Origin of the sequence: Vibrio sp. 10N.247.310.98 (genome assembly GCF_041467395.1) — a bacterium.
Taxonomy (GTDB): Bacteria; Pseudomonadota; Gammaproteobacteria; order Enterobacterales; family Vibrionaceae; genus Vibrio; species Vibrio crassostreae_C.
Genome location: NZ_JBFSUL010000063.1, coordinates 1 through 14,188, shown reverse-complemented (window position 1 = coordinate 14,188; position 14,188 = coordinate 1). Strand labels below are relative to the sequence as shown.

The window sequence follows — 14,188 nt, the reverse complement described above, 5'->3', positions numbered from 1 at the left end:
TCGTTACTAGTCCATTTATCTATCTCAACCTATTAACTGGTGCGTTTTTGATGGCGCTCTCTGTTCTCTAGCTTTTTCTCATTACTCTTTCTGAGCATTACGTAGACTGCGCCCGTACCACCATGAAATTGCTGAGCAGAATGAACACATTGAACGTCGTTGATTTGTGTTAGCCAATTTGCCACGTAGCTTTTCATCATTGCAGGTGGATTCGAACGCTCACCCTTACCATGAACAATGATGACGGTACGAACATCCATTCTTAAACACTGACGCAAAAATGAAAGCACTTCGTTACGTGCGTCTTTCAGTGTTTTCCTATGAAGGTCGAGCTTGGCTTGAATAGGGTATTTTCCTAGGCGCAGCTTTTTGTATACGCCTTCTTGTACACCGTCTTTTTTATAAGCAACAACATCGTCTGGCTTGATCATTGGCGAATAGTCTAATGATAAGTAGTCTTTCTCGTCGTCAGACAGCCACATAGCGGCTTCACGCTTAGCAAGGTGAGATTCGGTGACTCGGTGTACTTTCTGGTGTTCAGCGGTGTCATGGTCGATACGTTTAACATCGCCCATCATTTCTTGGAATAGATCTAAGTCATCATCATGAGACATAGTGTGTATCTCAAGTTGGAGAAGGATAGGGTAAGTATACCTAAGTTGAGGTTAGGTTTAAAAATGAAAAAACCGGAGAAGACAATAAGTCTGCTCCGGTGCAAAGCGTTTTGACATTTACTTATAAAGTAAAAGAATACTTAAAAGTAAATGATTTAGGCAGAGCGATTCTAGTGAGGAGATTTTTCAGTCATAACTTTGTATATGAAGAAGCCTCCATAAAACATCATGAGACCCAGAGCCCCGAAGATTACTATCATTGAAGATAGTCCCACCGCATTACCAAATAGGAGATCTAGCCAAAAGTCCATGTGTATACCTCAAAGTTATATGACATGGCTTAGTGTATTAACAAGCATTATCAATTCACTGATCTGGATCAATCCTGTTTCATAAGTTAAATACTTGTTGGTAACTGTGTGTTTTTTGTCACATCATGCTCGTTGTTGTATGTCTTTTGTTCGAACGATTCAAAATCGCAATAAATATGAGAAAAAGCCCTTGCGGATAAATTCAGAACCCGTATTATACGCTCCATCGACAGGCAATGAGCCAGTTAGATATCTCGGTGAATAGCGCAGCTTGGTAGCGCATCTGGTTTGGGACCAGAGGGTCGGGGGTTCGAATCCCTCTTCACCGACCACATTAAGAAAGCCTGCTCAATGAGCAGGCTTTCGTCGTTTTAGGTCATAGGAAATAGGGTCAGAACCAAAGTGGGGTTCGCCTGATGTTCAAAATAAGCTCTTCACCGACCACATTTAGAGAGACTGCTCAATGAGCTGGCTTTTGTCGTTTTAGAGCGTTGGAAATGGGGTTTGAAGCTCGCTAGTTTTTCGCATCAACCTCAAATTGACACTGAGCCTGTTGGCTTTGTGATTGTTGAGTGACATTAAAACCTTTCTCTTTTAACAACTGCAAAAGGTTACCTTCGCCAACTAGGTGCAAGGCGCCAACCACGATCAAATAATTCCCGTTTGAATCGAGTTTCCAATCATTGGCGGATAGCTTGTTTGCCCAGTCGATATTGCGGTCAGTTAAGAATGCTTTCTCAAGTTCAGGCGACATCTCTGACAGTTCTGAGAAGGCTTCCAGCTTCGCTAAATCACCCGCTTTCCAGCTTTCAATCAGGCAATGAACCACGCGATCAGTTTGGTCAAATTCTTCTAGGCTACTGACTAACCATTCCTTACCGTCGTCCTTTTGTTTTGTCATCAGGTCTATTTGAAATTGCAGTGGCTCTAAGCTGATCACCGGAACGTCTTGGATGGTTGCCTTATAGGCTAATGTTGCGTCTACACCGCCCGCCGAGCCATAGCCAAGATTCTTTAATTGCTGCATTTGTATGGAGAGAGAAGTTGCCCAAGGCGGTGAACTAAGCAGCTGTTGCGTCGGCATGCCCAATGATTTTGAGATGTCGGTTAATAATTGCAGCTGTTGTTCATTGAGTACATCGGCAGTTGTGAGTTTGTTGTGGGGATATACAACGCCATCAGACTTTCTGATATCCGTTTCGATAATTAAGCCATCACTGTTTTTTAGCGCGTCGGTGATCGCCGAAGGAAGGGGGTACATACTCTCGTCTCCAACGTGCACTGAACCTAAGATAGTGAGTGTCAGATCATCCTTTTGTGCTTGCCAATAAAGGGGCTCGGCGACCGCTTGCCTAGCTGAAAAAGCGAGAACGAATAAAACCATGTACCAGAGTGGACGCAAAGGGAGCTCCTTAAGGAAGTATTAAACTCGTTAAAATCGATTTTGACGGTGTTTTTTAACGGTTTTTTTTGAGAACAATGTCACGTTGTTTGTACGAAAAGTATAACAATACGCTGAAACTCTAAATCCTTTCTGACTACCAATGACACGATTTTATGAAATCGGTAAAAAAGATTGTGATTCATTTCTCAAATTTTACGTCAAAATTAAAATGACGGAAGTGCCGTTGCTTGTAACTTGATGATTTTATTTAAATTAAATTTATCAATATTTTTGAGATTTGAAGCCGATCACTTTATTAGCTCGATTTAATTCACGGTAAAAAATAAGCCCATATAGTTTATCTAACTTTCGAAGCGCTCCATTTTGCTTCTTACTCAATTTTTAATTTATGGGTGAATACGATGTTGAAGAGAAACTTACTATCTGTAGCGGTATTGGCTGGCCTAACAGGTTGTGCAGTAACGCAAGCACCAGAACAAAAAGTAGTGAATGCACTGGCTGATAATCTTGATGTTCAGTACGAAATTCTAACTAATCATGGTGCGAATGAAGGCTTGGCTTGTCAGGACCTAGGTGCTGAATGGGCGTCATGTAATAAAGTGAACATGACGCTAACCAATGACGGTGAAGCGATTGACTCTAAAGATTGGAGCATCTACTTCCACAGTATTCGTCTTATTTTAGATGTTGATAATGAGCAATTTAAGATCACTCGCGTTACTGGTGACCTTCACAAGCTAGAACCTACTGAAAAATTTGACGGCTTTGCGGCTGGTGAAGAAGTGGTTCTTCCGTTAACGAGTGAATACTGGCAACTGTTTGAAACTGACTTTATGCCAGGTGCATTCGTGACGGCGCCAAACGCAGAACCTAAGATGATTGCATCATTGAATACAGAAGATGTTGCATCGTTCGTAACTGGTCTAGAGGGTAATAACCTTAAGCGTACGCCTGATGATAATAACGTAATGGCGACAGCGGTGACGCGTTTTGAAAAGAATGCTGATCTAGCAACGCAAGACGTATCAACTACTTTACTACCAACGCCAATGTCGGTAGAAGCCGGTGAAGGTTCAGTTAGCATTGCTGGTGGTATTGCCCTACCTAAAGACGCATTCGACGCTGAGCAATTCGCAGCAATTGAAGAACGTGCAGATGTGGTAAACGTAGATGTGAGTGGCGACCTACCTGTGAGTGTCGCTGTTGTTCCTACTCAGTTTACGGGTGATTTAGCGAAATCTGGCGCTTATGAACTAAGCATCTCGGAAGAGGGGATTGCAATTAAAGCGTTTGATAAAACGGGTGCTTTCTACGCAGTTCAGTCTATTTTTGGCCTAATAGATAGTCAGAACGCTGAATCATTACCACAACTGTCAATTAAAGATGCGCCGCGCTTTGATTATCGTGGTGTGATGGTGGACGTTGCTCGAAACTTCCACTCAAAAGATGCCATCCTAGCAACGCTAGATCAAATGGCGGCATACAAGATGAATAAACTGCACCTTCACCTAACGGATGATGAAGGTTGGCGTTTAGAAATTCCAGGTTTACCAGAGCTAACGGATGTAGGGTCTAATCGTTGTTTTGATTTGGATGAACAAAGCTGCTTACTGCCTCAGCTAGGTTCTGGTCCAACAACAGACAACTTTGGCTCTGGTTTCTTTAGTAAAGCGGATTACGTCGAGATCCTAAGCTACGCTAAAGCGCGCAGCATCGAAGTTATCCCTGAAATTGATATGCCAGCACACGCTCGTTCAGCTGTGGTATCAATGGAAGCGCGTTACACTCGTCTCATGGCGGAAGGCAAAGAAGCAGAAGCGAACGAATACCGCTTGATGGATCCGCAAGATACATCGAATGTAACCACGGTTCAGTTCTACGATAAGCAAAGCTTCATTAACCCATGTATGGAGTCATCAACTCACTTCGTCGATAAAGTAATCTCTGAAGTGGCGGCAATGCACCAAGAAGCGGGCGTACCGCTAACGACTTGGCACTTCGGCGGCGATGAAGCGAAAAACATCAAGTTAGGCGCAGGCTTACAAGATATTAATGCAGAAGATAAAGTGGCTTGGAAAGGCAACATCGATTTGTCTAAGCAAGATAAGCCGTTCCAACAATCACCACAATGTCAGTCATTGATCGCTGATGGTACTGTAAGCGATTTCGGTCATCTACCAAGCCACTTCGCAGAACAGGTTTCTAAGATTGTTGCTGAGAAGGGTATTCCCCACTTCCAAGCATGGCAAGATGGTCTGAAATACAGCGAAGGCGAGGAAGCATTTGCGACCGAAAGTACACGCGTGAACTTCTGGGACGTTCTTTACTGGGGCGGAACTTCATCAGTATACGATTGGTCAGCAAAAGGGTATGACGTGATTGTCTCTAACCCAGACTACGTATACATGGATATGCCATACGAAGTTGATGCAGCTGAGCGTGGTTACTACTGGGCAACACGTGCAACCGATACTCGTAAGATGTTTGGCTTCGCACCAGAAAACATGCCACAAAACGCAGAAACATCATTAGACCGTGATGGCAATGGTTTTACTGGTAAAGGTGAGGTTGAAGCGAAACCTTTCTACGGTCTGTCAGCTCAACTTTGGTCAGAAACAGTACGTACTGACGAGCAATATGAATACATGGTGTTCCCTCGCGTATTGGCAGCAGCAGAGCGCGCATGGCACCGAGCAGATTGGGAAAACGACTACAAGGTTGGTGTTGAATACTCTCAAGAAACTAACTTAGTGAATAAGCAAGCGTTGAACAGCGACTTTAATCGCTTCGCGAATATTCTTGGTCAACGTGAGCTAGCTAAGCTAGAAAAAGCGGGTATTGATTACCGACTACCAGTTCCAGGTGCGAAGGTTGTTGACGGTAAGCTAGCGATGAACGTTCAATTCCCAGGTGTAGAGCTGCAATACTCTGCTGATGGCGAAAACTGGCTAACATACGATGAGCAACAACGTCCATCAGTTTCTGGTGAGACTTACATCCGCTCTATTTCAGAAAGTGGTGAGAAAGTAAGTCGAGTGACCTCAGTTAAATAATCGATAAGCACTATTAGTAGAAGAGCTCCTGACCTTTATCTTATTCAAGATAAAACGGGAACTCTTTTTGTTTACTGCGAATTAGGTGCATATCCAAAACTGAAACATATAGAAATCGCCTTTGGTCATATCATCAACAATGCACATAAGGTGACTTTAATCCCAAAAGTGACGCGCTTCTCATTATTCTCTTCAAAAAATAAGCCCCCTGTAAAAAACTCTAAATCAGATGTGATTCAACTATCTAGATCTAATTTTTCTTCGTGAAATAACGTGATCCCGATCTGTATATTTTTCCATCTTAAGTTTTTTATCAATTTTTATGTTTTTAAGTTGTTGATTTTAAAGTTTTAAATAACTTGTCTTTTTTTGATAGTGAGAGGGATCACTCTGCTGTCCCTTTTATTTTTAAACGCGAATTAATTCGAGCAACATAGATTTCATGCCAGGGAGGCTACCAACTACTCAAGCGGTGAAGGTGAATGATGTACCGAAGATATGCCGCTGAAAAAATCAAACTAAGGCAGTTTACTATGAAAAAAATTATCGCTCTAAGTGCTCTTTCTCTTGCTTTCGCTTCTAGTGCTTTTGCTGGTTCTTCTTACGTTACAGGTAACGTTCAATTTCACTCTGATTTCCAACCAAACGCGACGTCAACTCTAGAAGCGGGCCACACGTTTGATTCAGGCACAACACTACTAACAGAGTTCGATGGTATCTCTCTTGGTAAGTACGACAATGACGCAATCCAAGACAGCGGTCTAGGTAACTCTCCATACATCACTCTTGGTGTTGAGCAGATGTACAACATCAACGACAACCTATGGGTTGCTGCTGGTTACCACCACCTACTAAACAACGGCGAAACGGTTCAGTATCGTCCATTAGTTAAGATCGGTTATAACTTCGACAACGGTATCTCTATCAGCAACCGTACTCGTTACCACGCAATGGAAGACAGCAAAGCTGACGACCAAACTCGTTTTGATAACCGTATCGGCTATGCAGTAAATGCTGAACTAGCGCTTAGCTACAACAACGTATACGTAATCAGCGATGCTGACAACACAATGGACCACGAGCTTCGTGCTACATGGACTCGTCAAGGTGTTCAACCTTACTTTGAGTACCGTAACCAAGCTGATAATGCTAACAACGCATTCGTATTCGGTGCTTCTTACGGCTTCTAAGCTGATTCGCTTAGCTGCTTAAGCTGAGTGAACTTCTTTGCTAAATAGCTTGCTAGCTAATTAGCGAGGGGAACATAGCGGTACTAACAGCCCGGTTGGTACCGCGACAAGATTTGCTTTACTGTCCAAAAGCAAAGAGCCTAGCAAGTAAACCACAGTCTTGGGTTTACTCATGCTAGGCTCTATTTTTATGACTTCTTTTTATTGCTTTGCGTTGGTCTAGTTAAGCTTTATTTTCCGTTGTAATGACGGTACTCAAACACCTGACCTTCTTCATTAAACGCATACACAGAATACTCGTCTTTCTTATCGCCATATTCCATGCCCGGTGAGCCCATTGGCATACCTGGAACCGCTAAGCCAATCGCATTGCGTGGTGGGTTTTCTAAAAAGGCTTTAACGTCCTCTGCTGGAATGTGCCCTTCAAATACGTAACCGTCGATCTCTGCAGTGTGGCAAGAGGCTAGTTTTTGCGTTACCCCTAACTTCTGCTTGATTGGATTCATATCATCGTGGAGCTTCTCTGTAACATCGAACCCAGCATCTCGCATATGTTCTGTCCATTCTGTGCAGCAGCCACAGTATGGAGACTTATGGTTTAGAACATCAGTCGCGAGAGCTTGTCCTGAAATTGCAGCGAGTGCTGTAAGAGTCATAATTTTACGAATCATGGTTAACCTCATGAATATGGTTTTTGTTGATATTAGAATGTGTGGGTTTGAACAGTCTTAATCTGTTGGCATTGCTTACTACCGTAATTGACGACATCGCCATCGCAGCGCCTGCAACTACAGGACTAAGCAGAAATCCGAAAAATGGGTAGAGCACACCGGCTGCGATAGGAATACCAAGCGAGTTATAGATGAAGGCACCAAACAGGTTTTGCTTCATATTTATTACGGTCGCTTGGGACAGTTCTATCGCGTTACTTACAGACAGTGGCGACGAGTTGAGGAGTGTCATTTGTGCACTTTCAATCGCAACATCACTGCCACTGCCCATTGCGATACCTATGTCGGCCTGAGCAAGCGCTGGTGCATCGTTAATGCCATCTCCAACCATAGCCACACTCTTATATTGTTGTTGAAGCTGAACAATATGTCGCGCTTTCTGCTCTGGAAGTACTTCAGAGATAACCTCATCGATACCGACGCTTTTGCCAATCGCTTGAGCAACCGAGTCGTTGTCGCCAGTGAGTAGCACAGTGTGAATTCCGGCGGATTTTAGTTGAGCTATTGCCTGTTTGCTATCTATTTTTAACGCGTCCGAAATGCCTAATATGCCTTCCAGTTTTTGGTCGATGACTACGAAGATGGGGGTCCATGCTTGTGTACGGCAAAGCTCAATAAAGTCAGCGCCAATTTCTGTATTGACGTCTAATTGTGTTAGGTATTTCAGCGAGCCGACTTGAACGTGTTTGCCGTTAATGTGGGCTTGTACGCCAAGGCCGCGGCGGTTTTCAAAGTCTCTGTGTGGGAGTGCTGAAACTTCTAAGTTCTCGGCATATTGGCAAACGGCTTTGGCAAGCGGGTGTTCTGAACCTACCTCAACCGAATAGGCGTAAGCTAGCAGTTCTTGTTCTGATAGGTTGTGATAAAAGGCCTGTTGAACGCTTGGTTTTCCTTGGGTCAATGTGCCTGTTTTATCAAACACAACAGCATCGATCTTACTGGCTGACTGCAATACATCGGCGTCTTTGATTAGAACACCAAACTCAGCAGCTTTACCTACACCGACAGTAATCGAAAGTGGAGTCGCTAGGCCTAAGGCACACGGACAAGCGATGATCAGCACAGTCGTCGATACGACAAGCATGTAACTTGCACTTGGTTGCGGACCAACAAAGAACCAAACTAGGGATGCAATTGCTGCGATCGCGACGACAACTGGGACGAAAATAGCTGAGATAGAGTCGGCAAGTTTGGCAATCGCTGGTTTGCTGCTTTGCGCTTGGCGTACCATTTGAATGATTCGAGCCAGCATAGTGCTTGAGCCAATCCCGGTCGCTTCAATGATTAGGCTGCCATCACCATTAATGGTGCCTGCAGAAACGCCGTCATTAGCCGATTTAACGTTGGGAAGTGGTTCACCGGTCAGCATCGACTCATCGATATAAGATTCACCTGAGACTACGACACCATCAACTGGCACTTTTTCTCCGGGTTTTACTCGTACCTGCATACCGACCTGAATGGCTTCTACTGCGATGGTTTGTTCTTTGCCATCGACGATAACTACCGCTTTTTGAGGCTGTAAATTAATCAGTGCTTGCAGCGATTTTGTAGTACGTGCTTTGGCTTTGGCTTCGATGTAATGACCCAAAGAAATTAAGCCAACGATCATTGCGCTTGCTTCAAAGTAGACATGGCGAGATGGTTCTGGAAACCATGATGGAATCAGCACAACCAACATTGAATAGAACCATGCTGCGCCTGTACCTAGAGCGACTAAGGTATCCATGGTCGCGCGCTTATACATGAGAGACTGCCAAGCATTCGTGAAGAAGCTACGACCTGAGGTAGCAAGCAGTATCAAACAAACGACACCAACCAAGCCCCAAGCCAGTTGATCGTTAAATGTGGCAATGGTCATGCTGCCGCCGAACACGCCCCATGCCATTAGCGGTGCCCCAAGCAGTAGCGCACTCACTGAATTTTTTAGGAAGGCCTGTTGAGTGCGAAGTTGTTGCTCTTGCTGTTTTTGTTGTTGTGTTGCCGCATCATCAACAAACTCGGCGCCATAACCTGCGGTTTTTACGGATTCTATTAGCGCGCTTTCGATGACGTCTCGTGTTTTAGAGGTGAAAACCAAGGCTGTCTGTTCTGCGAGATTGATCTGAGCTTGGTCGACGAACTCATTCTTTTTCAGTGCTTTCTCTACCGAAGAGACACAACTCGCACAAGTCATCCCCTCAAGAACAAGGTGATAGGTATATTGGCTAGCTGCGGTTTTATCTTCACTCTTTTTATCTGCTTGTTCGTCTTCTAAATCTGAACTCGATGAAAGGTCATTCGTTTCTGAGTAGGGAGCTGCGTGGTAACCCAGGCTTTCGACCAGCTTAATCACCTCAGACTCAGAAAGCAGAGTAACCAGTGATAATTCCTGTTTGCTGACTTCTAGGTTTAAGGCTTGCTCAGTTTGTTCAAGCGCTTTAGTCAGTTTGCTCACACACTTGCCGCAACTCAGACCGGATAGCGAAAGGTGCAGCTGATTACCCATAGAATAGCCAAGCGTTGCTAACTGTTCGTTGAGCTGAATGTAACTAAATGGAGTCGAAATATCGATGTAGGTCGGCGATATGTCATTAATCATCGTGCTGTCGAGATCGCTAAACAGTGTGCGAACTTTCTTCGCGCAACCCATGCAATTTAGGCCGTTGAGCGCCGTTGTGTAGTAGTTCATATCGATACTCCAATTCTCATCTACGCCTAACATAAACCTTCCCGTAAGGGTAAGGTCAAACATAAATTCAAGAATTTGATCTTGGTGGAGTGCTAGCTGGTGGTTTCAGTTTGGAATGGAAGAGGGAAATTAAGAATGTGCGGCTATAATCTACTTGCTAAGACTATCTATTTACGACTTTAAGGGCGTAATTGGCCTTTCAATAACGGCTTTCGTACAACAACAGCGCATTAATCATTCACTACTGATTGTAGATTTAAGCGGTGGTGATAAAATAGCGCCCAAAATTTAGTGATATTTTTCTGTTACAGGCTTTGTAATGGCGAGCACTAAAAGAATCACCTACATAATCAAGGTATTTAAATGACGGTTAAAACTCGTTTTGCTCCTAGCCCAACTGGCTATCTTCACGTTGGTGGTGCACGTACTGCACTTTACTCTTGGCTATTCGCTAAAAACCAAGGCGGTGAATTCGTTCTACGTATCGAAGACACAGACCTTGAGCGTAACTCTCAAGAAGCGGTTGATGCAATTCTAGAAGGCATGCAATGGATGGGTATGGAATGGGATGAAGGTCCTTACTACCAATCTAAGCGTTTTGACCGTTACAACGAAATGGTTGATAAGCTACTTGCTGAAGACAAAGCATTCAAATGCTACGCGTCTAAAGAACTGCTTGATGAAATTCGTGCAGAGCAAGAAGAAAACAAAGAGATGGCTCGTTACGATGCTAACCACCCTAAAATTGTTGCAGCAAACGAAGCAGCAAAAGAAGGTGATGCATGCGTTATCCGTTTCCGTAACCCTAAAGAAGGCAGCGTAGTATTTGATGACCAAATCCGTGGTCGCATTGAAATCGCGAACAGCCAACTTGATGACCTAATCATTCGTCGTACAGACGGTGCACCAACATACAACTTCGTAGTTGTAGTGGATGACTGGGATATGGGTATTACACACGTTGTTCGTGGTGAAGACCACATCAACAACACACCTCGTCAAATCAACATCTATGAAGCACTAGGCGCGCCAGTTCCAACGTTCGCTCACTGTGCAATGATTCTTGGTGATGACGGTGCGAAACTTTCTAAGCGTCACGGTGCTGTTTCTGTAATGCAATACCGCGACGAAGGTTACCTACCAAATGCACTAAACAACTACCTAGTTCGTTTAGGCTGGTCTCACGGTGACCAAGAGATCTTCTCTCAAGAAGAGATGATTGAATTCTTCAGCCTGAAGGCTATCAGCAAGTCTGCTTCTGCATTCAACACTGATAAGCTACTTTGGTTGAACAACCACTACATCAAGACTTCTGAGCCTGAGTACGTTGCTAAATACCTGCAATGGCACCTAGACGCACAGAAGATCGATACAACAAATGGCCCAGCTATCACTGAAGTGATCAAGCTAGTTGGCGAGCGTTGTAACACGCTTATCGAACTTGCTGAGCAATCTCGTTACTTCTACGAAGATTTCTCTGAGTTTGAAGCTGGTGCAGCGAAGAAGCACCTACGTGGTGTTGCTAAAGGCCCACTAGAGCTTGCTCTTGCTAAGGTTGAAGCACTTGAAGATTTCACTACTGCAAACATCAAAGATGGTGTAATTGCAGCTGTATGTGAAGAGCTAGAGATCGGCATGGGTAAAATCGGTATGCCACTTCGTGTAGCAGTAACAGGCGGTGGTCAGTCTCCTTCTGTTGATGCTGTGATGGAGCTTGTTGGTAAAGAGCGCGTAATCGCTCGTATCAAGATGGCTCTTGAGTTCATCGCTGAGCGTGAAGCTAACGCTTAATCCTATTTCTCTTGTTTGAGATAGAATGTACTTGAGATAGAACGATCATCAGCCGACAGCTTAATTCGCTGTCGGCTTTTTATTGTTTAATGAAAATACGGTCAACGTATTTTAGGACGAGACAGTTATAGCAAGTCTTGAGCTTTTGCTAAAACACTGAGTTTTGGGAATATATTTTGGCAGCTGTGCTGGTGGTTCATCGGGTTCATATCTGCAATCGCATCTTCGACAATCACCACGTTATAACCCAGTTCAAATGCTTGTCTAGCCGTTGATTCGACCCCAATACTTGTTGCTACCCCGGTCAGATAAATATCCGTAATACCTTGCTCACAAAGCTGCTTCTGCAAATCTGTGTTGGTAAATGCACCCCAGGAATATTTGGTTAGATAGCGATAATTAGGGTTTAGGCGCAGGCTTTCGATGACCTCTCCCCATACGATCTTTGATGCGTCAGGCTGAGCCGCTTTATTTTGCAGTTCCGTTCGGCCTTGTGGACGACCGGCTACATTAACAATAATTACGGGTAAATCAGCATCATCAAATGCATCGCAGAGAGCAAGGCTATTCTCTATGATCGGTCGGGACACGGTTTCCGGTAATTGATCAACGATACCTTGTTGCAGGTCGATAACGACAAGCGCAGAGCATTTACTCATTTTCATTACTTTATGCCTTAGTGGTCTTTGTGTGAGGTTATAGTGGTTAACTTTTACGGTGTATTAAGCGGGTGTAAAAGCGGATGAAAGCCAGTGCAACCATTATATAAATGAGTAGGTTCAAAGGGGTAGTGACGTCATAAACAGGCACAAGTTGCGTTGCGCTCATGGTAATCATTACTAATAGGTTGCCCCCGAGAACTCGATAGACCATCCACTGATTACCAGCGAACAGGCGATACACCGTAAAGACATTAACAAAGTAAAATGCCATTAATTGCCATACTTCGGTCATCGAAGGTAACAGCAGAACATACTGAATGAGGAACAGTGACCCAAAGGCTAAGTAGCCAATGGTCCAGTGCTTTATCATTTGCCTAGGCATGTTGCTTAATATCAAGGCGCAAATGGCACTGTTAATGATGAACAGACTTCCCGATGATATTGGTAGATATATCCAGACTAGAATTGCTGAGATGAAGCTCATTGTGCCGACTAACGTATTGCTTAATCGTTGCTGGCTGTTGTCAAGTAATCGGGCAAATAAGCGCTTTTTCTTAAAGTTACCCTGGTAGAATTGTTTGACTGTCTCTGGAAAAGGGGGCTTGTAATCGACATTAACCGATGATGCTTCAATAAAAGCCATAGCCTGGTTAAGTATCGAAAAATCATTGTGATCAACCCCTTGATCATGGGCGTTTTGCAGTAACTGTTTGGCAACCCAGATTGCTTGAGTTTGCTGTTGATGCTTCCACTGCTTTCTGGCAGGCATACGGCCATGCAAATCGGGCAGGCGCATCAGATCGTTCAGCGCTTTGAAGGTCGGGCTTTCAATATTTAACTCGCAGCTCGTGTGTAACTGGAAACACTGCGCTGAGTCATTGTAAGCGAGTGAATGAATGAGGGGAGACATCGCCTCTAAAACAACACTGACTTCGTTGTTAAAGCGTGTGTCATCATCCTCAGGCCAAACCACGCTATAGATGGTCGTATAGACCACGAAGCCAAGCAGGGTTTCTTGCAGCCTTAGTACCGCAATATTAAATGTAGCTACACCATCAAAGCTGCCAGATATCGCCAGCAGGATGCAGACAATAAATGCCGTAATGTAAGCATAGCCGATGACCGGATCGGAACCCATGTATATACAAATTGCGAGTAACAGTGCGATGTTTGCTAAAAAATAATATCGATCTTGCCCAAAAACAGCGATTAACCAAAGCCCGACAAACGCGCCACAAAGCGTCCCCAACAATCTGAGAATGCCTTTTTTCTTGCCAGCAGTAATAGTATCAGTGATGGCCAATATATTGACCACGATAGCCGCCCAGTAAGGCTTCTCAAGGTTAAAATACAACGCAAGGTAGATAGCTAAACAAAATGCTAGGGCAACCTTTATGGCATTCTTGGCTGGAGTGCTCAGTGACTTTATAATGAGTAGCATAGTGGGGTTTAGCGGCAGAGGGATCGAATACGAGGATATTGCCTGATCTTTTGGTCAGCCTAAACTCTAGTTTGAAGGCCTTGATCCATCAAATATAGCAACTCTATTGCATCGTTTAACATTCAGGGGAAGGGGGGCGATCAGTCACTCTACTTATACGATATTGTTCGATGCTGATAATGATCGATAGATCTTCTAATAGTTAATAGCGATAGAACATCAGGTTTATCGTTCTTCTAAGCTGGCTAGTTGTTCCGATTATTTTAGGTTCATCGCGGCTTTCCGGGGAAAGCCGCTTTTATCTTCAAGAAGAAGTAGT

At 44.0% G+C, this 14,188-nt stretch carries 10 protein-coding genes and 1 tRNA gene; 4 read left to right on the top strand and 7 right to left on the bottom strand.

Annotation, left to right across the window (positions count from 1 at the left end; translation table 11 throughout):
* Nucleotides 1-32 precede the first annotated feature (32 nt).
* Entirely contained in the window at nt 33-614 is a 582-nt protein-coding gene (gene smrA / locus AB6E78_RS19310; protein WP_017062320.1) for a DNA endonuclease SmrA, read from the bottom strand.
* A gap of 170 nt (nt 615-784) precedes the next feature.
* On the bottom strand, nt 785-925 hold the full coding sequence (locus tag AB6E78_RS19305) for a DUF3149 domain-containing protein (RefSeq protein ID WP_017062321.1): 141 nt from the start codon (nt 923-925) through the stop codon (nt 785-787).
* 255 nt (nt 926-1,180) lie between these two features.
* Here AB6E78_RS19305 and AB6E78_RS19300 point away from each other — a divergent pair.
* Nucleotides 1,181-1,257, top strand: a tRNA-Pro gene (locus tag AB6E78_RS19300).
* Between the two features lie 182 nt (nt 1,258-1,439).
* Here AB6E78_RS19300 and AB6E78_RS19295 read toward each other — a convergent pair.
* Complete coding sequence (locus AB6E78_RS19295) at nt 1,440-2,327, bottom strand: TraB/GumN family protein (RefSeq protein WP_372134086.1); 888 nt, start codon at nt 2,325-2,327, stop codon at nt 1,440-1,442.
* Nucleotides 2,328-2,731: 404 nt separating this feature from the next.
* On the opposite strand from AB6E78_RS19295, the gene AB6E78_RS19290 reads away from it, so the two are divergent.
* Together AB6E78_RS19290 and AB6E78_RS19285 are read left to right on the top strand one after the other, a co-directional pair.
* Nucleotides 2,732-5,383: a beta-N-acetylhexosaminidase gene (locus tag AB6E78_RS19290; RefSeq protein ID WP_017071188.1), complete on the top strand. Its 2,652-nt coding sequence runs from the start codon at nt 2,732-2,734 to the stop codon at nt 5,381-5,383.
* A 533-nt stretch (nt 5,384-5,916) separates the two neighbouring features.
* On the top strand, nt 5,917-6,573 hold the full coding sequence (locus AB6E78_RS19285; RefSeq protein ID WP_019824160.1) for an oligogalacturonate-specific porin KdgM family protein: 657 nt from the start codon (nt 5,917-5,919) through the stop codon (nt 6,571-6,573).
* 230 nt (nt 6,574-6,803) lie between these two features.
* On the opposite strand, the gene AB6E78_RS19280 is transcribed toward AB6E78_RS19285, so the two are convergent.
* Together AB6E78_RS19280 and AB6E78_RS19275 are read right to left on the bottom strand one after the other, a co-directional pair.
* Nucleotides 6,804-7,244 (bottom strand): DUF411 domain-containing protein, encoded by a 441-nt coding sequence (locus AB6E78_RS19280; protein ID WP_004736129.1) that lies wholly within the window; start codon nt 7,242-7,244, stop codon nt 6,804-6,806.
* Nucleotides 7,234-10,038, bottom strand: coding sequence for a copper-translocating P-type ATPase (locus tag AB6E78_RS19275; protein ID WP_372134085.1), 2,805 nt, complete (start codon nt 10,036-10,038; stop codon nt 7,234-7,236). Before AB6E78_RS19275 ends, AB6E78_RS19280 begins: the two co-directional genes overlap by 11 nt.
* Before the next feature lie 300 nt (nt 10,039-10,338).
* Between AB6E78_RS19275 and gltX the strand changes: the two genes are divergently transcribed.
* Nucleotides 10,339-11,766 (top strand): glutamate--tRNA ligase, encoded by a 1,428-nt coding sequence (gltX, locus tag AB6E78_RS19270; RefSeq protein ID WP_017064147.1) that lies wholly within the window; start codon nt 10,339-10,341, stop codon nt 11,764-11,766.
* A gap of 125 nt (nt 11,767-11,891) precedes the next feature.
* Here the strand turns inward: gltX and AB6E78_RS19265 are convergent, their stop codons facing one another.
* Both AB6E78_RS19265 and AB6E78_RS19260 read right to left on the bottom strand, forming a co-directional pair.
* Nucleotides 11,892-12,425 (bottom strand): isochorismatase family cysteine hydrolase, encoded by a 534-nt coding sequence (locus tag AB6E78_RS19265; RefSeq protein WP_240698162.1) that lies wholly within the window; start codon nt 12,423-12,425, stop codon nt 11,892-11,894.
* A 46-nt stretch (nt 12,426-12,471) separates the two neighbouring features.
* The gene (locus AB6E78_RS19260) at nt 12,472-13,869 is read right to left on the bottom strand and encodes an FUSC family protein (protein WP_372134084.1); all 1,398 of its coding nucleotides are present in this window, start codon (nt 13,867-13,869) and stop codon (nt 12,472-12,474) included.
* Nucleotides 13,870-14,188: the final 319 nt, after the last annotated feature.